The 23,228-nt window shown below is 56.2% G+C and carries 24 protein-coding genes, 2 tRNA genes, 1 other RNA gene and 1 pseudogene; 4 read left to right on the top strand and 24 right to left on the bottom strand.

Going from position 1 to position 23,228, the window contains the following annotated elements; genetic code table 11:
- The first annotated feature begins 436 nt into the window (after window positions 1-436).
- Both B5G34_RS11975 and B5G34_RS11970 read left to right on the top strand, forming a co-directional pair.
- Window positions 437-1,066: a ParB N-terminal domain-containing protein gene (locus tag B5G34_RS11975; RefSeq protein ID WP_087337679.1), complete on the top strand. Its 630-nt coding sequence runs from the start codon at window positions 437-439 to the stop codon at window positions 1,064-1,066.
- Window positions 1,008-1,556: pseudogene (locus B5G34_RS11970) on the top strand (conjugal transfer protein TraE); the annotation flags it as partial. The gene B5G34_RS11975 and the pseudogene B5G34_RS11970, both read left to right, overlap by 59 nt.
- Before the next feature lie 182 nt (window positions 1,557-1,738).
- On the opposite strand, the gene B5G34_RS11965 reads toward B5G34_RS11970, so the two are convergent.
- From B5G34_RS11965 to mobC, 7 genes are all read right to left on the bottom strand, one after another.
- Window positions 1,739-2,173: a hypothetical protein gene (locus B5G34_RS11965; protein ID WP_087337661.1), complete on the bottom strand. Its 435-nt coding sequence runs from the start codon at window positions 2,171-2,173 to the stop codon at window positions 1,739-1,741.
- Between the two features lie 148 nt (window positions 2,174-2,321).
- Entirely contained in the window at window positions 2,322-3,020 is a 699-nt protein-coding gene (locus tag B5G34_RS11960) for a Fic family protein (RefSeq protein WP_204245948.1), read from the bottom strand.
- 401 nt (window positions 3,021-3,421) lie between these two features.
- Entirely contained in the window at window positions 3,422-4,285 is an 864-nt protein-coding gene (locus tag B5G34_RS11955) for a hypothetical protein (RefSeq protein ID WP_087337658.1), read from the bottom strand.
- A gap of 24 nt (window positions 4,286-4,309) precedes the next feature.
- Window positions 4,310-4,921 (bottom strand): DUF3801 domain-containing protein, encoded by a 612-nt coding sequence (locus B5G34_RS11950; RefSeq protein ID WP_087337655.1) that lies wholly within the window; start codon window positions 4,919-4,921, stop codon window positions 4,310-4,312.
- Between the two features lie 5 nt (window positions 4,922-4,926).
- Window positions 4,927-5,391: a hypothetical protein gene (locus tag B5G34_RS11945; protein ID WP_087337652.1), complete on the bottom strand. Its 465-nt coding sequence runs from the start codon at window positions 5,389-5,391 to the stop codon at window positions 4,927-4,929.
- Window positions 5,324-6,736 carry a relaxase/mobilization nuclease domain-containing protein gene (locus tag B5G34_RS11940; protein ID WP_087337648.1) on the bottom strand — a complete coding sequence of 471 codons (1,413 nt, stop codon included), beginning with the start codon at window positions 6,734-6,736 and terminating at the stop codon, window positions 5,324-5,326. Before B5G34_RS11940 ends, B5G34_RS11945 begins: the two co-directional genes overlap by 68 nt.
- A complete protein-coding gene (mobC, locus tag B5G34_RS19185) occupies window positions 6,736-6,927 on the bottom strand; it encodes a plasmid mobilization relaxosome protein MobC (protein WP_242957013.1) in 192 nt (63 codons plus the stop codon). The genes B5G34_RS11940 and mobC overlap by 1 nt, the downstream gene beginning before the upstream one ends.
- Window positions 6,928-7,215: 288 nt before the next feature.
- Between mobC and B5G34_RS18500 the strand changes: the two genes are divergently transcribed.
- Window positions 7,216-8,148: a hypothetical protein gene (locus tag B5G34_RS18500; RefSeq protein WP_140397249.1), complete on the top strand. Its 933-nt coding sequence runs from the start codon at window positions 7,216-7,218 to the stop codon at window positions 8,146-8,148.
- 154 nt (window positions 8,149-8,302) lie between these two features.
- Here B5G34_RS18500 and B5G34_RS11925 read toward each other — a convergent pair whose 3' ends face one another.
- The 15 genes from B5G34_RS11925 to ffs all read right to left on the bottom strand — a co-directional run bounded on the left by B5G34_RS11925 (window position 8,303) and on the right by ffs (window position 19,540).
- Window positions 8,303-9,097, bottom strand: coding sequence for a hypothetical protein (locus B5G34_RS11925; protein ID WP_087337639.1), 795 nt, complete (start codon window positions 9,095-9,097; stop codon window positions 8,303-8,305).
- A gap of 9 nt (window positions 9,098-9,106) precedes the next feature.
- Window positions 9,107-10,027, bottom strand: coding sequence for a hypothetical protein (locus B5G34_RS11920; RefSeq protein ID WP_087337636.1), 921 nt, complete (start codon window positions 10,025-10,027; stop codon window positions 9,107-9,109).
- 19 nt (window positions 10,028-10,046) lie between these two features.
- Window positions 10,047-10,649 (bottom strand): hypothetical protein, encoded by a 603-nt coding sequence (locus B5G34_RS11915; RefSeq protein WP_087337634.1) that lies wholly within the window; start codon window positions 10,647-10,649, stop codon window positions 10,047-10,049.
- A gap of 6 nt (window positions 10,650-10,655) precedes the next feature.
- Entirely contained in the window at window positions 10,656-11,054 is a 399-nt protein-coding gene (locus B5G34_RS11910; RefSeq protein WP_087337631.1) for an LPD28 domain-containing protein, read from the bottom strand.
- A 10-nt stretch (window positions 11,055-11,064) separates the two neighbouring features.
- The gene (locus B5G34_RS11905) at window positions 11,065-11,523 is read right to left on the bottom strand and encodes a hypothetical protein (protein WP_275532297.1); all 459 of its coding nucleotides are present in this window, start codon (window positions 11,521-11,523) and stop codon (window positions 11,065-11,067) included.
- Window positions 11,524-11,567: 44 nt separating this feature from the next.
- The gene (locus B5G34_RS11900) at window positions 11,568-12,515 is read right to left on the bottom strand and encodes an ArdC-like ssDNA-binding domain-containing protein (protein ID WP_087337625.1); all 948 of its coding nucleotides are present in this window, start codon (window positions 12,513-12,515) and stop codon (window positions 11,568-11,570) included.
- Between the two features lie 92 nt (window positions 12,516-12,607).
- Complete coding sequence (locus B5G34_RS11895; protein WP_087337622.1) at window positions 12,608-12,898, bottom strand: hypothetical protein; 291 nt, start codon at window positions 12,896-12,898, stop codon at window positions 12,608-12,610.
- Between the two features lie 4 nt (window positions 12,899-12,902).
- Window positions 12,903-14,453 (bottom strand): ParB/RepB/Spo0J family partition protein, encoded by a 1,551-nt coding sequence (locus tag B5G34_RS11890; protein ID WP_087337618.1) that lies wholly within the window; start codon window positions 14,451-14,453, stop codon window positions 12,903-12,905.
- A gap of 46 nt (window positions 14,454-14,499) precedes the next feature.
- Window positions 14,500-14,724, bottom strand: coding sequence for a hypothetical protein (locus tag B5G34_RS11885; RefSeq protein ID WP_087337615.1), 225 nt, complete (start codon window positions 14,722-14,724; stop codon window positions 14,500-14,502).
- An 18-nt stretch (window positions 14,725-14,742) separates the two neighbouring features.
- Window positions 14,743-15,708, bottom strand: coding sequence for a DUF6017 domain-containing protein (locus tag B5G34_RS11880; RefSeq protein ID WP_087337612.1), 966 nt, complete (start codon window positions 15,706-15,708; stop codon window positions 14,743-14,745).
- A 164-nt stretch (window positions 15,709-15,872) separates the two neighbouring features.
- Window positions 15,873-15,948 (bottom strand) — tRNA-Ala (locus B5G34_RS11875).
- 384 nt (window positions 15,949-16,332) lie between these two features.
- Entirely contained in the window at window positions 16,333-17,022 is a 690-nt protein-coding gene (locus tag B5G34_RS11870) for a YoaK family protein (protein WP_242957011.1), read from the bottom strand.
- Window positions 17,023-17,102: 80 nt separating this feature from the next.
- On the bottom strand, window positions 17,103-17,450 hold the full coding sequence (locus tag B5G34_RS11865) for a YbaB/EbfC family nucleoid-associated protein (protein ID WP_087337609.1): 348 nt from the start codon (window positions 17,448-17,450) through the stop codon (window positions 17,103-17,105).
- A gap of 15 nt (window positions 17,451-17,465) precedes the next feature.
- On the bottom strand, window positions 17,466-19,178 hold the full coding sequence (dnaX, locus tag B5G34_RS11860) for a DNA polymerase III subunit gamma/tau (RefSeq protein ID WP_087337606.1): 1,713 nt from the start codon (window positions 19,176-19,178) through the stop codon (window positions 17,466-17,468).
- A 97-nt stretch (window positions 19,179-19,275) separates the two neighbouring features.
- Window positions 19,276-19,540: signal recognition particle sRNA large type (gene ffs, locus B5G34_RS11855), an RNA gene on the bottom strand.
- A 556-nt stretch (window positions 19,541-20,096) separates the two neighbouring features.
- Between ffs and B5G34_RS11850 the strand changes: the two genes are divergently transcribed.
- Window positions 20,097-20,172, top strand: a tRNA-Ala gene (locus tag B5G34_RS11850).
- 32 nt (window positions 20,173-20,204) lie between these two features.
- Here the strand turns inward: B5G34_RS11850 and B5G34_RS11845 are convergent.
- Both B5G34_RS11845 and B5G34_RS11840 read right to left on the bottom strand, forming a co-directional pair.
- Window positions 20,205-21,827, bottom strand: a complete 1,623-nt coding sequence (locus tag B5G34_RS11845) for a recombinase family protein (RefSeq protein WP_087331019.1) — start codon at window positions 21,825-21,827, stop codon at window positions 20,205-20,207.
- Between the two features lie 673 nt (window positions 21,828-22,500).
- On the bottom strand, window positions 22,501-23,013 hold the full coding sequence (locus tag B5G34_RS11840) for a sigma-70 family RNA polymerase sigma factor (RefSeq protein WP_087187193.1): 513 nt from the start codon (window positions 23,011-23,013) through the stop codon (window positions 22,501-22,503).
- Between the last annotated feature and the right edge of the window lie 215 nt (window positions 23,014-23,228).

The following is a 23,228-nucleotide window of genomic DNA, read 5'->3' as shown; positions in this document are numbered from 1 at the left end:
TCAGGCCAAGACACTCTCATTCTAACAGCTTAGGCAACGATACGGAAAAGACACGGCTGGCTGCCGTGCCTTAAACCGTAAATATATTGTAATAGGAGGTTTTTAGGTGGCTGACGATAAAAAGAATATTCCCGACGCCGGGAAGGTAGACGAGCCCCCCAAGCCCGGAAAGGTCGAGCCTGTCAAAGCCGATTCCCCGGTGCAGGATCAGCCCGTCCCGGCCAAGGCGGAGGCTCCCGTGACAGAAGATGCGTCCAAGGTGGTAACGCCCCCCACGGCGGAAAAACCCGTTGAGGGAAAGACAGCTCCCGACCCTGCGGCGGAGCAACCGGCTCCGGGGGATAAGGAGGCTCCCAAAGACAAGGACGCTCCTGCTCCGTCTAAGGAGGGTGCGCCGCAGCCGGGCAAGGACGAGAAGCAGACCACGATCCCCGGCATGGGTGATCCTACTCCCGCTGGAAAGGTGGTGGATTTTACCGCTGCCCGGGATGGGGCGACGAAGGGCAAGCCCCCGGAAAAAGCTGTTGCCCCGGATAAGGGCAAGCAGGCGGATAAAGCGAAGGATGCGGCCAAGCCCCGCAGGGGCCGCCCGGCCAGGGCTGACAAGGCGGCCCCCGACAAGGCCAAGCCGCAACCTCGGGACAAAATGTCCCAAAGTAAACCGCCTGCCGGGAAAGGCGCTCCCGTTACGGCGGAGGCCCCGGCTGCAACCGAGCAGCCGTCCGCCCCTCGGGATGCCACCCGTGGCGTGAAAGAGGAGATTGTCTATCTCAATCTTTCCGATCTGCACCCGTTCAAAAATCACCCCTTTGGCGTCCGGGACGATGCGGAAATGCAAGGACTGGTGGAGTCGGTCAAAGCCGCTGGTGTCAATCAGCCTGCGCTGGTGCGGCCCCGTGAGGGGGGCGGATATGAGATCATAGCCGGACACCGCCGCCAGCGGGCCAGCGAACTGGCCGGGTTTGCCAATATGCCCTGTATCGTCCGCAACATGACCGATGACGAGGCTAGACCCGATGGGAGAATATGCCCCGCTGGTGCAGCGGCTGGGCGGGCAGGTCATTGAGATCGCCCCGGACAGCCCCCACCACATTTCGCCTATGGATTTGCAGATGAACGCCAACGACGATGAAAGTCCGCTTTCTATGAAGGCGGATTTTTTGTTGTCCCTGTGTGAGCTGATCGTGGGCGGACGGGAGGGCTTGCAGCCCATTGAGAAAACCGTCATTGACCGCTGTGTGCGGCTGGTGTACCGGGAAATGGCGCTGGGGCTGGAAACGGCCAAAACGCCGCTGTTGCAGGATTTATACGAGGAGCTTTTGAAGCAGCCGGAGCCGGAAGCCCGCCGTGTGGCAACGGCGCTGGAACTCTACTGCACCGGCTCCCTCAACCTGTTCAACCACCCCACCAATGTCAACCTCAATTCCCGGGTGGTGTGCATCGTCCTCAAAGGGCTGGGCGAAAACCTCCGCAAGATCGCCATGCACACCACCAATGAGTTTGTCACGGCGGCGGTGAACGCCAACCACAAGGCCGGGATCGCTACATGGTGCTACCCCGCCGTGGGACGAGGAGGACGAGGACGAAACGGAGGGCGACAAATGAAATTCACCAATAGTCCCTATGAAACGATGATGCAGCAGGTTCCCCGGTATGAGCGGCCCGAGCCTGTCAAGGCCCCGGAAGGCTCCCGCTGCCACGGCTGCCCCTACTGGCGGGGGATCGGGTGTGTGACCTGCTAGCCAGACGCCTCCACCTGGATACTGGCGGTGTCCAGCGTGAGAACGCCGGTATAGCCGTCCTCTGTGGCGGCCTCGCAGGTAACAGCCAGCAAAGGCATAATCTCCTCCATATCCTTGCTCTTGCTGTTCAGCGTCACAGTCTCGGTATGATACTTGCTGTCCGTCTCTGTCTGTTCCTCTCTGACCACATCAAGCAGCGTATAAACGCGGCCGGACCGTTCAAAATCCTGGGTCGGGATGAGGTCCGGGTCATCTGTGGGAGACAGCTCATAAGTCTTGCTGATGCGCGGTTCGTTCAGGTCCTCCGTCCTATACTCCTGCACCTCCACGGGGTAAAGGGCGGCGGGCGCTGCCTCGGCGGCCCAGGCCGAACAGGTCATGGCACAGGCAGTCAGCACCGCCAGGAACAGGGGCGCGGCTCGTTTCTTCATACGGGTCAACTCCTTTAATCAAAATGATCCGAAAACTCCCCTCAAATTGAGGGGACTTACCGATTATCGCTCCGGGGCGTCGTTTCTGCGCTCCGGGAGCTTGATGCGGAACATCCGGCAGTAGTCCTTCTGAGCCTCTAGTTCACACTCACAAATGAGCTTGACAAAGGCAACGTCGCTGGGCCGGGTATGCCGCTGGGCCTGCTGGAGCTCCGTGATATAGTCGTGGCGCAGGACGGGTGGGATGGAGGCCCTTGTTCACCAGGATGAGGTTCATCAACAGCCGTGCTGTGCGACCGTTCCCATCCTGGAAGGGGTGGATATCCACCAGCCGCCGGTGGGCGTAGGCGGCCAGGACCACCGGATGGAGCGTGTCCTTCTTCTGGTTCAGTTTCTCCACCAGCTCGGCCATCTGGCCGGGCACCTCTTCCGCTGTGGGCGGGACATACTCCGTGCCGGTGATGAACACCTGTCCCTCCCGGTAGTGTCCGGCGTGCTCTGGGTCAATGCCGCCGTAAAACAGCGCGTGCAGGCGGAGGATATCTTCCTCCCGGAATTGCAGCGGCCCACCTCTGGCGGTCTCCAGCATATAGTCATAGGCCCTGGCGTGGCCGGTGGCCTCATAGCAGTCCCGGATGGGCTTGCCGCCCACAGTGATACCATCCTCTAGCAGCACTTTGGTCTCAGATAAGGTGAGGGAATTGCCTTCCAGAGCGTTGGAGGTATAGGTCATATCGATGCGGAAATAGGCGTCCAGCTCCTTCACCTCGTCCGGGGTGAGGGGGCGGCGCTCTCGGATGGCCTGGGCGTATGCGTCAATACGGTCTAATAAATCGTTGCCGCTCATGCGGTCACTCGCCTTTCAGAGAAATTTCTTGAGAATGCTATATCATGGAGCGTAAAAACAGGCAACGGGAAACCAGGGGGACGAAATGCCCCTCAACTTGAGGGACATTTTACTCCGACGCCCGGATGGGCGGCGGTCAGGGCGTCGTGCCGTCCTCCCGGTCTTGCGGAGAGGTCCCGGCGTTCCGCACGTCTCCCTAGTCTGGCAAAAGCCGCCGTCAGGCGGCTTTTGGGGTGTCCCTCCCCTTGGAAACCAACCAATCTGTCAGACGGCCCCGGTCAAGGCCCGCCCAGTCCGCAGACTGGGCGGCTCGCGGGCGATTGTGCAAACAATCGCCCGGCCTTGACAGGGGACGGCGGACGGATTAGCCTCTGTCAAGGGGCGACACCCCCGGCGGCAGTTTATCGCGCGGGGCGGCGCTCGGCGGTGCGGTTCTTTCGCTTTTCCGCCTCAATATTCAAATCTATGGAGCGCCCGATCTGTCTGCTCATGTCCTGTACTTTGTCCAGCACACCCTTGCACTCATCCGAGGACATCCCCTCGAATCGCTCTGCCAGCCGTTCCAGATTGGGCTGCTTCGGCTCGATGCCGTACCGGCGGCAGAGGATGTAGGAGACGCTTTGTGCGTCCAGCTCATACCGGGCCCAGCTGTAATCCGGGTTGTAGCCCTTGTCGTGAAAGCGGGTCAGGGCTACTTCCGCGGCGATGGCGGCAAACGCCTCTGGATCGGAGTAGTCGGGGTTGACGGCAAGCTCCCGCTTGTCCTCGTCGAAAAAAGCGGGGGTGTCCAGGTCATGGTCCACGACCGGCTCCGCCTTGGAGTAATTCAGCAGGGTCTTGAGGGCGCTGGACATCTCTGCGCTGTCCTCCCGCAGGGTCCGCTGTTTCAGGTCCTTGCCCTGGGTCTGGCTCACATCGTAGGCGTCGGTCAGAGCGTATGACTTGGTACGGGCGTCACGGGCGAAGATCTTCACCCCGACTTCACCTTCTATAACGCTCCGGCCCAATGTCTGCCAGCGGTCACGGGTGCCGAACACGGTAGCCCCATCCATCCCCGCCAGGACGATGGCCACATTTCCGGCGCTGTATGCCGGGTTGTCCCCCTGCAAGGTCAGGTAGTGAAGGTACTGGGCCGGGTCGTTCACGATCAGTTCAATGCCGCAGTCCTGCATCTCTGTGGTGTTCTGACGGTCTGCCTGTTGCTGGTTTTTCCACTGGGAGTCGCTTTCCACTTTGGTTGCAATAATCTCTTCCAGATTTGCCATAAAAATTATCCTCCTTGTGATAAATTATCGGGCCTGGGTCTTGACGGGCCGGGTGCGCTGCGGTGCGGGACGGCTCCGTTTCTGTTCTGCTTTATCCCGGCAGATCTCCAGCTTTTCCTTCACGCTGGGGCGGCTTTCAGGCCCCTCAGTAGTCTCCGTACTCCTCGTCTGCCTGGCTGTCGAGCCACTCCCGCGCTGTGGTGAGGAGCGTTCTGGCCGAGCGCGGGGGGCGGCTTTTTTTGGCACCTCCGCCTCCTGTTCCACTCCAGGAGCTGGATAGCCGCGCTGTTCCAGATAGCGGTTGACCAGGGGAACATAGTCCTCATTGGTCACAAGGTCTACGATACCGTTGTTGGAACGGGTGTCCTTAATAACGGCAAACAGGATCTTTTTCTGAGCATAGACCCGAAAATCATCCAGGTCACTCTCTTTGATGTAAAAGTTTTTCAGCCCCCGGCCCGCCTGGAGCAGCTTCTTCATGTTGGTCTTGCCGTAGAGCTTTTTGTTGTCCCGTGCCAGCGCCAGCAGAAACGCCGTCATATTCTTTCCTCCTGCCGCCAGCAGTTTGATCGTGGCCTCTGTGATTTGGATACTCTCTTTTACCATCAGGTCAGCCACTTCGCCGCTGTTGTCCATCTTCTTCACCTCCCGGTTTTCAGATATTGGATGACTTCTAAAATAGAGCAATGCTGGACCTTTTGCAGATACCGCCTGACCAGCAGCTTCCAGTGCCGCTCACGCTGGAGGACAGGCAGTTGGGAATATTGCTCCACATCACGGGCCGTTTCCAAATAGTCCAGCAATGTCACAGTTCCCCATGGCCGCCCGTCCACAAACTTTTCCACGTGGAGAAACAGGGCAAGCACCGGCCATCCGGCCCGGTCCTGATAGGCCAGCCAGCACAGGTTCTCATAGCTGCCCGGCTCATAGACGCGGGGCGGGTCAAAGAGCCAGCATTTTTCCCGCCGGGCAAGGAATAGATAGTTGGCCTGTCCGCCTCTCTTGAGCTTTATCAGGTCCAGTTCCAGGTCACTTGCTTCAACGGGCTGATAGGCCGGGAGCAGGGACAGGATGGCGCTCAGGTCTGCCCGAATCAGCTTTCTCACAAAAATCCCCCCTTTCCTGGTCTGGACTTGGTTTGTCCACCGCTGCCCGGACCGTCTGGATATCGCCTTCGATACGGACACACAGCTTCCTTTCTCGCCGCAGCGTCCGCAGGTGCGCGGTGATCTGCCCGATCTCCGCCTGGACTTCCTCGTTCCCCTCGCCCCGCCGTCTCTGCCGGTACAGCTCCCCGCGCCGCTCTGTGAGGGCGTCTATCTCCGCCTGGATGGCGTCATACTGCATGGACAGCTGGGCCGCCGTCTCGATGCGGTTTTTACGGAGATACCGGAATTGCTCCTGATAGCGGTCCAGCTTCCGCAGCTCCTCCCGCATGGAAAACGCCGCCCGGTTTCCCGGACGGCGCTTGTGCCTGCTTCCCAGCAGATAGAGATATTTGAAATAGAGGGCCTGAAAGCCGGTGAGCTTTCGGGGGCGGTTTGGCATCCTGCCCCGCACCCGATACCGGCGGCCCGGCTCCAACAGGTGGAAACGCACCGCCGGGGGGCTGTCCGGCTGTGTCGGGGCCTCGCCGGAGCGGACGGCGATAAGCCGGGCCTGTATGTCCGCCTCCGTGTATCCCTGGCCCAGGCTGTCCAAACGGAGATAGCCATTTCCGCCTGGGGGCAGAACGGCGGTATGCTTGACCCTGGGGCCGATTTTTACCTGATACCCCATCCGTTTCAGTCGGTCGAGAAAGGAGTGATAGGTATAGGCTTGCCGGATGGCCTCGTCCACGTCCTGACGGACCAGGCCCCTCACGGTGGGTCTCCCGCGCCGGTCCGCCTCCCACTCGGCCCGGCTCACCGGGGCCCCTTTCAGCGGGGCGGCGGGCTCGATGATGGACAGGCCGTGCGCCCGGCAGATGGCGTCCGAGGTCCCCCGGATGCCCGTGCCGTCCCCGCCGTAGTAGTCCTTCAGCTGGTCCCGGTACATGGCCCCGTCTACAAAGGAGACGGAATTGAACACGATATGCGAATGGAGATGAGCCTTGTTCAGATGGGTGGAAACGATGGCCTCATAGCGGTCTCCTAAAAGGCGCTGGGCAAATTCCACACCCACGGCATGGGCTTGATCCGGCGTCACCTCGCCGGGGACAAAGGACTGGATGATATGGTAGCCTTTCCGCTTGCGCTCCTCCTTGCCCCAGCGCCGCTTGGTGTCCAGCATATCCTGATACACCCGGTCACGGGAACAGTTGATGGCGGTCTCATAACAGGTGCGCTCCGTTTTGGCCCGGTCCAGGGCGTAGTCGATGGCGGCCTCCAGGGAGGTCTTTTCCGGGTCCTGGGTATAGCCCACACACTTGTCCAGCCGGTTATGGATGACTAAGATCTTGGTGTAGGCCATTACAGGGTGTCCCGGACCAGCTGGACCGCCTGCCGGACCAGCCGCGCCGCCTCCCATATCTCGTCCTGGGTAGCCTCGCCTCTGGCATTGGCCTGATAAGCCAGCTGATTCACATTATTGCCGATGGCGTTCAGCTCCCGGAGCAGAGCGGCGTAGGTGTCGGGGGGCCGGGGACGAAGCTGAACACCCATAATGAGGTGACGAAGGAATGGATCTATACCAAGTCCGGATATATGTGATTGACCTTTTAAGTATTCATATTCCTCATCTGTCAGCCACACACTGACATGGCGGTTACGCATACGCACTTTTATCACCACATTTAGAATTAGAAATTGTGTATTGAATAAGATTTACGACACTTTTATTCTCATAAGTTCAATATGTCAATTTTGGTTGAAAAAACTAGAAGTGACTACTATAATTAAAATATATATTTAAATATATTGCACCTTGATATTAAAAAGGGGGCAACTTATATGAAGTATGGCGATGGAAATGATAAACTTTTTATTGCACCACTTATATCAGGACTATTAGCAATTTTATCAGTCTTGCAGCCTATGCTCGACCTTAAATTACCTATTGCTGAACCATATAGGTGGCCAATAACTATAGCATTGCTTTTAATCACAATTTTGCTTTCTATAATAATATTTTTTAGCAGACATAGAAAACTTCAAAAAGATACACTACCAAAGCCTTCCATACTACCAGCAGACTGCAATATCTCAAGTTATCTGCTTAAACGCCCATCAAAAAGATATAATCAAGGTCTTTATATACATGAAGGAAAATTCGTGCTCTCCCTTAAAGAATCTAATGAAAGATCCATCCTTAATAGACCCCTAGTAGATCAATCTATCCATTGGGTATTTGAAGGGCGAAACACTAATCAAGATTCCATAAAGAGTTTTACCATGGGTATTACTTTGAGCGCATTTACCTCGTGGAAAGATGGGTCAATACAGCTTGATGCAAAATTGAAGAAGGGGGATACAGAGTACTTTAATATTGAAAATATTCTAGAGGAGTCCTATGAAGATTTTCCAGATTTTCGTTGTATCCATTTCATCTTTCCCCAAAGTATTATGTATGCGCAATCTTTTACTTTGGAAGTTTCGATGATTTGGACTCGCGGATGTCATTTCCAAGATTTGGAGCGTTATTTCTCCGATCCAAGAAATTACGGTATGAGAATTGATAAATTAGCTATCGAGGTTCAAAGTGACATGAACGATATAATGGATCGAATGATTAGTCTGTATTCAGTTCAAAATCAGAACATGGATGGTTCTTTTCTTCTTATACCGCCCCCCAATTCGAAAAAAACATCTTCACCCGGAAAAATACAATGGAGTGTAAAGCCTTCTATAAATTCTGTATATGTTATTGAAATAAAGAATACTTGAGCTGACAAACACACGGTAGTAATATATTCAAAGAAATGTCCCTCATATTGAGGGGCATTTCTCTTAGGTGGGGTTTCAGGGGTTTTACCCCTGACCAGCGGCATTTGTACTACCAAATGCCATGCTGGCGCGGACAGCGGCGCAAGCGCCGCTGTCACCGTACCGGGGCCGTTTTGCGGTGAGGTGGTCTCTTGGGTCCTTTACGGGCAGTCTGTGGCGGCTCCTTCCTGGGGACGGCCGGCCCCTCTGCTGGAAATGGGTCCTCCTCCAGGAAGGAGAGCAGCTCGTCCACCCGTTCCTCCACCGGGGGCTCCACAGTGTAGCCTGGGAGCAGGACCCCGTTGACGCAAAAGCGGTCCTTCTGATCCTTGGGGATCGGAGGGGACAGTTCAGTAAACAGGTGGGCATAGGCATTGATCCGGCCTTGCAGGTAACGCTCCATCTCCTCTTTTGTTGCAAACCGCTTGTCGCTCTGCCCGGCGATCCGCCAGCCTTCTCCGGTGAAGTCTGGGTTCGGGTTGTGGATGGTATTGTAATGGAGATACCAGGACAGGCACCAGGCGTCAGTCACGGATTCCTGTCTGGCACGGTCATAATGGGTACGCTCGGAGACGCGGTAGGTCATCTTGTAGACCATGTTGCTGCGCTCATAGTTGTCATATCGGTCCTTTTTCCATTGGTTGGACGTATGATCGACGGGCAAGACCATCAGATATTGTTTGGCCTTGCGGATGGCCGCCGTCTCCGCCGCCTGCTTCAGCCACTCTTTTTCCAGCTCGGAGAATTTGGCAAAGATCTCTTTCTCGCGGGCCACACTGGCCTCTTCCAGTTCCGCCAGTTCCGTGCGCGGCAGCTTGACCAGCTCTGCCACATGGTCCTGGTCTTTGCTGGAATAGATGCGGGTGGAGACCTCAATCTCCCGTCCGGGGTCGATATGTGTGTATGCCATAGCCGCCCCCTATCGCACCACAGCCATGCTCCGCTTGCGGTGCCGGGCTTTCTTGGTCATGGGGCGTGTGGCTCTGGCCGGAGGCGGCTTTTGCTCCTGCCTGGTCTCCGGCTGGGTAGGAGCGGAGACAGGCTCTGGGGCCTGTTCGGTGGACATTTTTTCTTCCAGTGCCGCCTCCGGCCCGGCGGGACGCTCCTTTTTGGGCGGCTCCTTCATAAGATCGCTGTCCTCCAGGCAGTCCAGCAGGGCCTCCAGCGTGACCGGTTCTCTTTGTGGGGACGGCGGCATGAGGGAGTATCCTTGCAGCAGCTGACCGTTGACGCAGAACAATTCCTTTGCTTCCGTCGGGATGGGTGGGGACAGGCTCTCAAAACGGTCCGCATACAGGTCGAATCTGCTCTGGACATACTTCTGCGCCCCTTCTAGGGTCTTGTACTTTTTGCTGCCCTCATATTCGATACGCTCTCTGGGAGACCGGGTATAACTCCAGTACCCTTGTGCCAGGCCGGGAGCTGCGTAGGACAGCTCCCAGCTCAGTTTCCACTCGTTCCCGGCCTTTACGATTTGGAACGTCATTTTGTAGACCAGGTTGCTGATCTCCCAGGAGCCGTCCTTATGACGCTTCCACTCATTTCCGGTGTGCATCACCTCCGGCGTCCGCAGGTACTCTATCGCTTTTTGCAGGAGAAGAGTCTGAGCTCCATGCTGGTCCCAGGTGGTGATCGCCTTTTTCATTTCCTCAAAAACCTTTTTCTCTTCCGCCTGGCTGGCCTTCAACTGCTTTTCCAGGTCCTTCATGGGGACATTCAGAAATGGCCTGAAGTCGGCTCTTTCGCCGCGGTAGTTAATCTGCCGCCTGACCTCCAGATAGGACCCCTCCCGCAGATAGCCTTCACTTGGGCTGATTTCATAAAATAACTTCTTTCCCATGGGATAGGTTCAGCTCCTTTTATCTGGCCGGACTGCCTGGGGGCTGCCGGTTTCGGTTGGGCTGCCATCCTTTCTGATACCGATGCTCCATCAGAATGGTACGATTCAGCTCCGCTTCATTTTTCGGGAGATAGCGCAGCCGCCGCACCGTCCCATACTCGGTAAAAAACCGCTCCCTGTTCCGGTGGTATTCCTCCACCGGCAGTACGAGGCACTCTCCAGAACGAAAGGTCAGTTCCAATGCGGAGATATCCAGCACGGCCTTTGGCAAGCGGTGGAGCTGGGCCGCGTAATCGAAGGTCCGTACTGACCCAATCGGGTTCCTCGGGCGCCCACCAGTCAGTGTGATGTGATATGCCCGTTGCTGTGTGGCTCCCTGCTCCAGCGTGGTCCAGATCCGGTAGTCGTCGGAACCCCGCAGGAATACGTTGCGCTCCTTGACACATACGCCGCCGCAGGGCCTGGGCATCCAATAAAAGATCCGGTCCTCCATATTGGGCTCCGTCACAGCCGCTTTTATGATTTCCAGGTCCAGACGGAATCCGTACAGGGGCGGCCCCTCATCTTGGGATTGGGTGTGTTTCATCAAAAAGGGCAGCAGTTCGATCCTAGTATCCTTCATCGTTCTTTACCGCACCATAGCCACGGGGCGCTTGCTCTTGTGGCACATCCGGTCGCGAGTCCTGCGCGGCTGGTAGTTTGGGTCAAGATACTTGGCCTCAAACTCCGCCGCCGTCAGCCGTTCCATGCCCTGGCGCTGGTCAAAGTCGCTGGGTGCCAGGTCCACATAGCCGCTGGGCGGCAGGGGGAGGGGGCTGGCCGTGAGGACTGTCCCAAAATGCTCCACCGTGATATGCCGCCCCAGCAGACAGGGGCGGCTCCAGTCCTCCGGGTCTGTCTGCATCTCATAGAGGTACATCCACTTGGGAAGGGTGGACCGATCCACCCGCAGGGTAGTGAACAGGCCGGGGACTGTCAGTATTTCGACCGCTTCAAATGTTTCTGTGCTGGCATTGGTTGGGTACATAATGCTCCTCCTATCTCCCCTCGATTTGAGGGGACTTTTTGGGCCGGGGTCCCCGGCGGGAAACAAAGGGAATATCCTCAGCTAGCCGATACCGTTTGGCCAGTTCCTCCGGCGTCACACGGTCTCCGCAGATATACGTGCCGATACCGACACACCGGGTCAGCCTCCGGTCCGTGTGGATGCCGTTTCGGTCCTCCCACCGACCGACTACCTGAGCCTGCTCCCGCATGGTCTGACGTACATCCGGGTTGTCCCGCGATGGCCGCAGTTCATATTGGTACAGCTCGTCCGGGGTCAGCGGGGCGCGATACATCACCTCGCCCCAGGCCCGGAACGCGCCATGCTCCACCGCGATGCGTTCATCGTAGTTCAGAAAGCCCACCAGAGGATTGTCCGGCTCCCTGGGGTAAGTTCCCACGTCTACAGGTCGCTGTGTGGAGTAGTAGCGGTAAAGCTCCTGTTGTTCTATGGCAGTTCCCTCCTTTTACTTATCATAGTCCCGCATATCTCCCCTCAAATTGAGGGGACTTTTGCGGTACGGGTCTGTTTCTTCCGGTTGGGAGCACGCTTCTTCTGCCGCTGCGGCACGGGTTTCGGTGGCGGGCGGTCCAGGCAGCGGCTCTCGATGCCGTCGATCAGCTCGACGGCGGTATCCCGGATGCACTCCAGGGAGGATCGCAATTCCTTTTGCTCTTTGCCGCTGCTCCATCCGGTAATGTAGCTGAAGGAGTATTCTCCGGTATCCAGGCCCAGGTACTGGCAGACGGTGTAGGCTACGCTTTCCGCCTCTACCTCGCGGGTGCGCCGGTTCTTTTCGTGGGTCCCCAGAACGATCCCGCCTTCCGCCGGAAGTGCGTGCAGCTTGGCATGGGCCATCTCATGAATCAGCGTCTTGATGGTCTGGGCCTCGCTCATGCCAGAGCGGAGGGTAATCTTCTTTTCCGCGTGGTGGTAGGCGCCATGCACGCCTGGGGGCAGGTCCCCCTCGACAACAGGGACAGGGGATAGGGACTTTAGGGCGGACAGCAGCTTTTCATAGCCCTCCACGGTGCCCGTCAGGGACTCCACACCCAGTTTTGGGATCTCCCGCCCCTCCGTCTGACTGACATCGAACACAGTAGCCGTGGTGAAGCCGGTTTTTTTCATCCACTTTTGCTCCCTGGTAGTCTGTCCGTCCGGGCCGGTCTCCTCCACCTCCTCCCGCGCCCAGTAGGGACAGGGGGCCAGGATGGTGATGCCGGTCTCACCCTTTTTGACATGACGGCCAAATTTTCGTTTCCAGTCTCCATACCCCGCCACCATGGAGGCGTGCGGACACTGGAGCTTGATAAGACAAACATTGCCGCAGCTGTATTGGTGCAGCTTGGAGAGGGAACGAAGATAGGCAGAATATTGGTCGCTCTGGAACAGGTCTGTGATACCAGCCTCCAATTTGTCCGTGAGCTCCCGCACACGCTCCATGCGCTCTTGATACTCGATTTTTTACACCTCCCGGAAAGTAACCTCAAATTAAGGGCACTTTTGAATATGAAAAAAGCCCTGGACATGGTACATCATCGTTCCATGCCAGGGTCTTTTTTGTGACGCCGGGGCCTCCAGTCCGGGTGGCCGGGCGGAAGGTCCTTCCGTAGGTCCGCTACCCGCTGTTTCATATTCTTCCGGGCGGCCTGCTCGTCTCCAAAATAGCGGCCAAAGTTATACCCCTGGAAATTGTCGTGGGCGTAGCACTTCCAGGTGACATAGGGGGATACCTCCGTGGGGCTGTATCCCAGGACCACCTCCGTATCGCCCACCCGGCAGCTGTCAATGATCTCATAGCTCTGGCACATCCGCTTCTCCGGCATCCTGTCACCTCGTTGGAGCGTCCGTCTTTTTGACGCCCTTATCAGCCTCGGCCTTTGCCTTTTGGCGCTCAATGGCCCGCTTCCGAAGGTCCAGCGCCTCAAAGACGCCCCGCTTTACATCTGGGATAGTCGTGCGTTTATCCGGGAAGTAGGGCCGCAGGTCCTCTTCCGTCAGCGTGATTTTCAGCAGCGGAGGCTCCTCCCGCTTCTGAGGGGCAACAGCCTGCTCGATCTTCTCCGCAGTCAGTCTCCCGGCCTTACTCTCTTCCTTCAGTTCTTTGGCCTTGGTACCGGAGGGCACTTTATCCTCTTTCTGGATCGCATCTACCAACAACTTCTGTTCAGCAGGCTTCATTTGCGCTATATCCGCGCCGGTGTTGACGGGCATCTTTCCTTCGTCTACCATATCTTGAAGTTCTGGAACCAGTTTGTTCAGGGTCTTATACCGCTGAATCGTGGCTGCACTTTCGCCCATCTGTTTCGCCAGCTCTTCATCTGCCGTCATGGGCTTCTGACCGCTGGCTTCCATCTGGGCCTTTTCTTCCTTGGTGCGGCGGCCCATCTTCCGCTTCATGGCGTCGGTTTTCATCTGATAGGCGCGGGCCTTCTCCATGGGGCTGATCTCCTCCCGCTTGAGGTTGGAGTCCACCATGGAAATGATGGCCTCGTCCCGGTCCAGATTACGGACAATAACAGGAATATCCTCAATTTCGGCCAACTGACAGGCACGCATACGGCGGTGGCCGGAGACCATTTCGTAGCCGCCGTCTTTATGGGGGATGACCATGACCGGCTCCAGCACACCGAATTTCTTGATGCTGTCCACCAGGTCCCACATATCCTTGTTATCACGGACCGCGAAGGGGTGCCCCTCAAAAGGCCGGATATTCGCCACTTTCATGGTTGTGACCGTCTCCGGCTGGCCCTCCTTGGTCAGGGGAATTTTCAGGTTTTTGGGCAGTTCCTCATCCTCCGGCTCCTCCATAATGGGAGCCTCTGGGGCCTTCTCCGCATCAGTAGGTTTGGCAGGGGCATCTGCGGGAGTGCTGGAGTCCTCCGGCCCTTTCTTCCCGTCAGCGAGCTTGGCAGTAGTGCCTGTGGGGGTCTTGGGGTTCTCCGGTTTCTTCTCATCAGTGGGCTTGGCAGGGGTGTCCGCAGGGGCCTTGGCGGTCTCTGGCTTCTTCCCATCAGCGGACTTGGCAGGGGTGTCCGCAGGGACCTTGGGGGCCTCCGGCTCTTTCTTCCCATCGGCGGGCTTGGCAGGGGTGTCCGCAGGGGCCTTGGGGGCCTCCGGCTCTTTCTTCCCATCGGCGGGCTTGGCAGGGGTGTCCGCGGGGGTCTTGAGGGCCTCCGGCCCCTTCTTTCCATCAGCGGGCTTGGCAGAGGTGTCCGCGGAGGCCTTGGTGACCTCCCGTTCTTTCTTCTTATCGATAGGTGTGGCAGCTCCAGCGGCAGGCGGCTTTCCCGCCTTGGGAGGTGCGGGTGTGTCCGGCGGCGTGCCGGGGAGCGGGGTGCGGAACGCTCCGATCAAAGGGTTTTTCTTGGGGTCTGCCATAGGTATTTTCCTCCTTCATGTTGTGGCATTTGATTGCTAACTGCCCTCAAATTGGGGGAAGTTTTCTCATTGAGGACTGCTCGGAAAAAGGCATCCTCCGGGAGTCGGCAGTCAGATCAGCCAATGCAGTCGGCAGGCCGTCAAAATCCTGGTCAGTCCCCAGGATTGAAGCCAGCAACACCACATCGACCCTGTCCACGCCGTACCTCTCCGCCAGCCAGTCCAGGTATTCCCGGCGGTTGGAGTAGTCTTTTGTTTCATAACGGCTCATAGGGAACGCTCCTCCTGTTCATTCCCGCTGGGGGTAGGAAAAATCGTGCTGTACCGCCGCCTGGTAGTAATTGTTGATGGTGACAGGGGCGTTATAAAGGGCCGTCAGCAGATAGGCCCGGATGTTGCGAACTTGGGTGGTATTGCGCTGGAGGCAGTCAAAGACATACTCCATGTGGCCGCAGTCCAGCCGCTGGAAACGGTCCCTGGCCTGCTCCGTGGGAATGTCCTCACCCCCGATGCGGACGGTCGGCCGGGTGGTGCAGAGCACATCTGTGATGAGCTCCACCATCTCGTCCACATCCTCCCGGTTGAACTGGGTGCAGAGGTGGTCGTATTCAATGCACTCTCTCACCTCTCTCTCGCAATTCCATCTATCCATCAATCCAGCCCTCTCCGGCGGGGTGGAAACCGATGGATGGATAGATGGATTAAGCTGACTGAGATCAGTCTGATTAGATTCAATATAACTTGCGTCCGATTTTCGGAAGTCTGCACTTCCGATAACCGGAAGTCTTGACTTCTGTTTTTCGGAACTCTTGACTTCTGATTTTCCGAAGTCTTGACTTCCGAAAATCGGAAGTCTGGGAATGTCTTGCGGCACAGCGGGTTGAGGCGGTATGGCGCGGGTAGTGAAGCGTTTGACATAGATTTTGGTGGGGCGGCCCTGTCCCTGCTTGACACGCTCAATGAGGCCGAAACCTTTCTTGCTAGTGTCCAGTTCCGCCAAGAGCCGGACCGCTTTCTCATGGCCGCAGTTCAGGTCCTCCTGTATCTCGTCCAGAGTGTAGTAGATGAACACGCGCCCCATATCGTCATACCAGCCGTTTTTGGCGGACAGGCCCATGCGGTCCAGCAAGAGGCCGTACAATAATTTGGCGTCTGTGGATAACTTTTTGAAATCCTCCCCGGTAATGAGCTGCCGGGGAATACGGTAGAAAGCAAATTGATTGCTCTCATCGCCGTAATAATAATCGAAGTTCATGTTCTGCCTCCTGTCGTTTGGGCATAAAAAAAGGGCGTTCCTTTCGGAACGCCCATAGGGGTAGGGGAGTGCTGAATGGCAGTTAGCGGACATATCAATCTGCGGAAAGAAAACGAAAAAGCTCGTCTTAACTTTCGTTAAAACGAGCTTTTTCCGTTTCCTTTTGGTGGAGATAAGCGGGATCGAACCGCTGACCTCTTGAATGCCATTCAAGCGCTCTCCCAGCTGAGCTATACCCCCGTATAACTCTCCCCAAAATTTCTTTCGGGGAGAAAATTGTTCTTGTCGAACAAACAAGGAAACGATGTTAAGTTGTCAGTTTGGGTCTTGTGCTGTCGCTCATTTGGGGGTAGGCGCTTGCGCGTTTACGGCTCCCAGCTGAGCTATACCCCCAGATGTGGGAAAGAACATTTATTTAGTTTTGTTGAGGGGTGTGTAACCGCTTCAACCGGGCTCCCAGCTGAGCTATACCCCCATATTAAGAGGGTGCGCTGGATATTTCTTATTCAATTTTTAGAGGGGTGCGTAACCGCTTCAACTGGGCTCCCAGCTGAGCTATACCCCCAAATGCGTTCTGTTCTCTTGACCGAACGCATTTCATTTTATCAGATGTTTTTATAGTTGTCAAGGACTTTTTTCAAAATCCTCAGGATTTTTCTGAAAACACATCAGGCACAGTGCCATGAGGAGGGGCACGCATCCCACAGCGGCCGTATACAGGCCCAGCAGCCCGCTGCACCAGGCGCCCAGTGCCGCTCCGGCAATGAAGAACAGGATGATACCGCCGTACCGCGCCGCCCGCACAAGATGCTCCCGCCGGGCGGTACGAAGGAATTGATAAAACTGCTCCGTGCCGCTGCGCAGATTGCCCGTACACATGGTGGTGGCAAAGGCACTGCCCCGCACCTTCCGAAAGCTCTCCACCTGCACCGCACACACAAAAGAGACTGCCACATTGGCCACACCGTTCAGCGCCTGGGGCAGAAAGGAGACCAGAACCAGCACCGCCAGCTCCAGCCCCACGGTCACCTGACGCCAGTGTACCTCATGGAGACGCCGACAGCGCTCCCTGATGAACTCCGCCGCAATCACCCCCGCCACAAAGGCCACAATGGGAAGAAAACTGTGGGCCATACCGCTCCAGTCCCCCTCCATCATCCGCACACCCAGCAGCACGATATTACCGGTCTGGGCATTGGCAAAAACGCCGCCCCGCATCACATACGTATAGGCGTCCAGCAGTCCACCGGTCAGCGCCAGCAGAGCGCCGATCCGGAACCGCTCGGACATCTGAATGAATTCTTCCGTCTCCATTCTCTCACCCTTTCCGATTCTCCCCATACCGCAGCACAGGGACTGGCCGCATATGCTGCCAGTCCCTGTCAGTTACTTGCTCAGAAGGGCAGGTTCAGCCCGCCGGTCAGCTGCTGCATGGAGGAGGCGGAGTCACTCTCCGCGGCACGCAGAGCCTCGTTCACAGCCGCCACGATCATATCCTGCAGCATCTCCACGTCCTCGGGGTCCACAGCGTCGGGGTCGATGGTGACGCTCTCCAGTACCCGCTTGCCGGTGACGGTGGCGCTCACCGCACCGCCGCCGGCGGCAGCAGTATAGGTCTTGTTCTCCAGCTCCTGCTGCATCTTCATCATGTCCTGCTGCATCTTCTGGACCTGCTTCATCATATTCATGTTCATGCCGCCGCCCATGCCGCCAAATCCGCGGCTGTTGAATCCTTTTGCCATAGGTCGCAACTCCTTTTATTCCTGAATAATAATGTTGTCAAACTGCTGACCCATGGCCAGCAGATCGTCTAAATTGTCGTGCTCGGCAGGGACCTTTGTACCCTTCGCCGCCTTGGGCGGAGCCCCCACCTTGACCACGCAGCGCACCGGGCTGCCTGTCTGAGCGGCAGCCATCTGCTCCAAAGCCGACAGCAGCGCCGCCGTGCCCACCATGCTCTTGGTGAACTCCGTGTCCACCCACAGGGTCAGCGTACTCTCATCCAGCACGCCCTGCACTGCCGCGGGGTTGCTGAGGAAGGGGTACACCGCCGGGAACCGGCTGCGCAGTCCCGCCACCAGGCCGGGCCACAGATCGGCCGCCGGGGCTGCGGCAGGCGCGGGGGCAGGCGCTTCCCGTGCCGGAGACTTCCGCTCGGGCGCAGGCTCCATTTCATAGCCCACCGGCTCTCCCGGCTCCTCCGGTAACGGAGGCCGTTCCTCCTCCCAGGGCGGCGTGTCCGCCGTCTGCTGCTTCTGCTGCGCCGGTACCGGCTCCTGGGCCCGCTTCTGGGGCACGGGCGGTACGGCACAGGCGGTGGGGATACCGCCGGCCAGCAATTCCTCCACCCGGGCCAGTCTGGCATTGAGCCCGGCCAGACTCTCATCCAGCACCGGGTCGCACAGCCGGATCAGGCAGAGCTCCGCGTCGGTACGGCGGTTGCCGCTGCGGGAGAGATCCGCAATGGTGGTCTGAAGCACACCCAGCATCTGGGCCAGCCGGGGTGTCTGGAACAGATTGGACAGCTTGCGCATGGTGTTCTCGTCATAGCCGCCGGTCAGCAGGGCCGCACCACCCTTGGGCGCGGTCTTCCTCACCAGCAGGTCCCGGGCCAGGGCGGACAGCTCGCCCAGCAGACTGCCCACTTCCTTGCCCGCGCTGTACAGACGGGCCAGGGTCTCCAGAGCGGCGGCGGTATCCCCCGCCCCGATCTGCTCCATCAGCCGGGCGGTCTCCAGGTTGCCCGCCAAGCCCAGGGCGTCCAGCACCTCCTGGGCGCCGATGGGGCCGTCCGGAATGGCGCACTGATCCAGCAGGGACAGGGCATCCCGCAGGCCGCCGTCGGCCAGCCGGGCCAGCAGCTCGGCCCCCTCCCCTCTCAGCTCCAGGCCCTCCTGGCGGGCCACATAGGCCAGCCGGGCGGCAATATCCCCCGGCAGAATCCGCTTGAAGGCAAACTGCTGGCACCGGGACTTGATGGTGGCCGGCACCTTGTGGAGCTCGGTGGTGGCCAGAATGAACATCAGATGAGCGGGAGGCTCCTCCAAAATCTTCAGCAGGGCGTTGAAGGCCGCCGTGGAGAGCATGTGGACCTCGTCCACGATGTATACCCGCTTGCGCACCGCCGCCGGAGTATAGACCGCCTCATCCCGCAGAGCGCGGACCTGGTCCACACCGTTGTTGGAGGCGGCGTCCAGCTCCAGCACATCCAGAATGGAGCCGTTTTCGATCCCCAGACAGGAGGGGCATTGATTGCAGGGGTTGCCGTTCACCGGGTGCTCGCAGTTGACCGCCCGGGACAGGATCTTGGCGCAGGTGGTCTTGCCGGTCCCCCGGGTACCAGTAAATAAATACGCATGGGAGAGCCGTCCGGTCTCCACCTGCCGCTTCAATGTATCGGTGATATGGGCCTGCCCCACCACGTCATCAAAGGTACGGGGCCGCCATTTTCGGTACAGTGCCTGATACACACCGGTCACCTCGCCATAAAAATGAAAAAGGAGGGGCGGAGGATGCGGAAAGCCGCGTCGCTTCACCCCTCCCTTAATTGTCCGGCTCATGGCAAGACCGCACACCGGCCTTTGGAATCAGCGCTATGTCCGTTACCCCGGCAGCCGGCTCAGGAGCGGGACCCCCGCGGCACAGATCACGGTCCGCTTAGTGCTGCTCGGTTCCCCGCCTGACACGGTTCACGGTGCAACCTTGCGCGGGACCGATCCATCATCACTACTTACCAGGGTCAGACGACACAACGCAGATCCGGGGGCCGGGATTCATCCCTGCTGTAGCGGGTTGCAGGTACAGGGCACCGCTAACTCCCCGACTAGTGCGGCCTTGCCTCGGACCGGACGCGTCAGCGCCGTCCGCTGGAAGGCTGTATTTGATATCATACATCATTTCCGGCGATTTATCAATATCACTTTTCACTTTTTTTGAAAAACCTCTTTACAACCGTCCGAATTATGCTATAATACTTGAGTGTTGGGCGTTGCGCCTGCAAAATTTTTATATACGGGCCTATAGCTCAGCTGGGAGCGCAAAGGGTTCGGTTTTCTGCCACATCTACAATTTCATATTGCTTTATTCTTCTGTTCCGCTTTTGGAACTGTTGATTTGGGCCTATAGCTCAGCTGGGAGAGCCAGCGCAACATAACACGGGCCCGGTTAGAACAGCAAACTGCACAAACAAATCAAGCTAAAATATACAAAATAACTAAATATGGGCCTGTAGCGCAGTTGGGAGCGCACGCGGGCCAGTTATATGCCCCCTCTTTTGGGCCGGTGGCTCACATGGCTCCCATTCGGTTCGCATCCCCTTTTATTAAAACTTCATACCATCATATATTTGATCCGGTAGCTCGCTTGACAGTCAACCGTGGCAGATATATGGGCCCATAGCTCAGTTGGGAGAGCGTTCGGTTCGCATCCGAGAGGTCGAGGGTTCGAATCCCTTTGGGTCCACCAAAGACAGGCTTGTTCGTGCAAGCCTGTCTTTTTTATGCCGTGATATATACCAAAGGCTGCTCACTTGTTCCCTGATCCTGGCACTCTGTTGCCATTGTGCGGAACTCCTCAAAGGAGACATTAAATTCAATCTCCAGTGTGTAATCTCGATAGACATAAACAGATTTGATAAACTGGGAAATAATCATCTTCTTGGCAGCAAAGTTACAGTTGTCATAGAGGTCAGCCCAGGTCTTTATCTTCTCATACTCTTTCCGCTCTACATCAGCGTTCGCAAGATGAATGTCCAGTTCTTCCCTCGCTGCCTCCACCGCGGCCTCAAGCTCTGTTACCTCGGCCTTCGCCTTGCTGACAAGTTCGTTCAGAAACTCCATATCAAACTTGCTCTGCCCGCGAATGACCTTGATTCCTTCGTTTTGGTAATCAACCAGTTCTCTTTGCTTTTCTGCTAACTGCACCGTTGCCAGATGGTGTCTTGCTTTTGCCAATTCGATGGCTTTCTGGTTCTGTTTCGCAACAATATCTTCCCCGGACGCGGCACTGATTTTAGAAAGCTGATAGCGCACGATCCGGTCTATAATCCCATCCAATTTCTTTACTCCATAGCCTGACTGTCCATCACATTCTCCCGGATGACGGACATTATAGTGACACTGATACCTGGCGCGAACATCATGGTAAATACTTCCGTCCTTTCGCACCCGGTTTCTGCCTCCAGTGGTTAAAGTCAGCCGATTTTTACAATGGCCGCAAAAAATATTCCCTACCAGGAGAGATTGTCCTTTCAGGTTCAATGGGGTTTCTGCATGGTGTGTCGTTCTGTCAGACATGATTTTCTGTGCCCGGTCAAAGGTCTCCTGGTCTATAATCTGTAATTCTGGAATAAATGCCGACTGTGCATCCCCATTCCGTATTACTCCCGTATAGATAGGGTTCTTAATGATACGGTTGATGGAGGTATTCGGAAAGTTCTTTCCGTTAGGCTTGCGGATTTTCTTTTCTTCCAGATATCGGGAAAGACGCTGGGCACCATATCCCTCGTTCACATACTTGTGAAAAATCAGTTGAATGATTTTCGCGGCATCTTCGTCTACCGCCAAATCAAAGACTTCTTTGTTCCGCTTATTGGTACGGCCTCGCTTATCCAGGCGATAGCCATACGCAATAGAGCCGCCAGTATAAAAGCCGCTCTCTGTAAGCTGCTCCAGCCGGGTCTTGGTGCGTACAGAAGTCTTGATACTCTCACCCGACGCTTGCCAGTAGCGTATGTAGTTCAACAGCTTATCTACATGATTGTCAAACCGCTGCTGTCCCTCTGTTGCACTCCAAACTTCAATTCCATTTCGCACAAACCACTCAACAATGAACGGAGTTTCATCATCCTTGCGGCCCAGGCGGTCAAACATATAGACCAAAAGAATATCAAACTTTCCCTCTACCGCGTCACGCTGAAGCTCCTGGATGGCGTCTCTTTCTTTTGCAGATTTCTTAAAGCCGGAAACGCCTTTCTCGTATACTTCCTTTTCAAGTTTCCAATTAGGGTGTTCTGCAATAAAAGCCCGGCAAAACTCTCTCTGCATAGGAATGTCGTTTTTCTCAACCTGTCCTACCGTAGATACACGATAAAGGCAATCGACTCGCACTACATTTTCCATAACATACACCTCATTCGCTATGGGAACAGTGTATGTATCCTTGTTTTCTCTATTTCTCTATCTATTTGTCAAGGTACACTTCACACTATTATTATAGCATTTTTTAGTCGTTTTTGCAAGAAATAGAGTATTTTTTGTCAAGAAAGTTCTGATTTACAAGGGTGCCTTTCACCTTGTCCATTACACCGGGGACAGGCTTTTCTGCATACCGCATAATTACAGTGCAGCCATCAATCGTGATTACTTCACTCGGAAATTGTTTTGTCTCCAAAGGTTTCATATTCTTCTCCCATCTTTTGCGTCTCACGGTGAGACGCAAAAAGCCATATCATTCGGAGTGTCCATTGATAGGTGCAAGTAAGGATAGACAAGCCAGCGGCGGGTGGCAACCGCTCCATAGGCAATAAACCTCCCCCCATTCCCGTGGGCGGGGCGTCCTACGCTGTGACGCATAGCCGACGCAAGTAGCATGATCCCGTATTTGTGTCATGGCCTGCGGCTTTGCCAAACCGTGTTACGCTGCTGGTGTGGATCGCTCCTTTCTGCCGGAGCTGTCACCTCCTTTCCCGGCAGAAGATCCCGGCGCACCCAGCGTTTGGCTCAACAGAATACGGCAAGTAACTGGCTCGTCCTATTCAGTTGTCAGAAAGATCGAAGGAATAAAACTCGTCCTTCACTTACCGCCGTTTTTGGTTCCGTTCTGCACCCACCTTTCCAAAAATTTTTTTAGAATTTTTTTGGCTGCCAATATTCTCTTGGATATATTCTGGTGTTTGACCTTCTCTTGCGCCGCAATTTCCTTTATGGTCAGGCCCTCCACACAGTAGAGCCAAAGACGGCGGCGTTGAGGCGCAGTCAGGCAGGCATCCAGGCCCTCGGCCAACAGGCGGCATAGGCGGGCCCGCTCCTCCTGGTCGTATTGATCCATGACTTCCGTTTCGGCAGAGAGCACCGCAAAGGATAGTTCAGCCAGTCCTTCCAGTGAAATTGTCCGGTTACTGTGCCGGTGATCCGCTTTCTCAATCGCGTGGTAGTTTTCATCAGACCAGCGTTTCCATTTTTCAAACTCCTCCGCACTGGAGAAGTCGGCACGGGTCAGGCGGATATGTATTCCGGTGGCGCTTTTGCATACGATGGCGTCCGGGTCCTTCTTATTCAGAGCATAGTCACTATTGCGGTCAAACATATTGGCTCCTCCTTTAATTTTCGTTGATTCGTGGATGGTCAACGAAAATCGGGAGGAGAGCGGCAGGAATATCTTTTTCCGCCAAAATGCAAAAATTTTTCTAAGTTTTCAATGGTTTTTCCGGGCCGGGATAGGTCAGTGTAAAAATCATATCCATACCTCGACACTCCATCCCAATATCTTCCAGAATTTTCCGGGGGATACTCGGATAACTT

The organism is Flavonifractor sp. An82, assembly GCF_002159265.1.
GTDB lineage: Bacteria > Bacillota > Clostridia > Oscillospirales > Oscillospiraceae > Flavonifractor.
The sequence above is the reverse complement of the archived record's forward strand: the minus strand, read 5'-3'. Positions and strand labels throughout refer to the sequence as shown.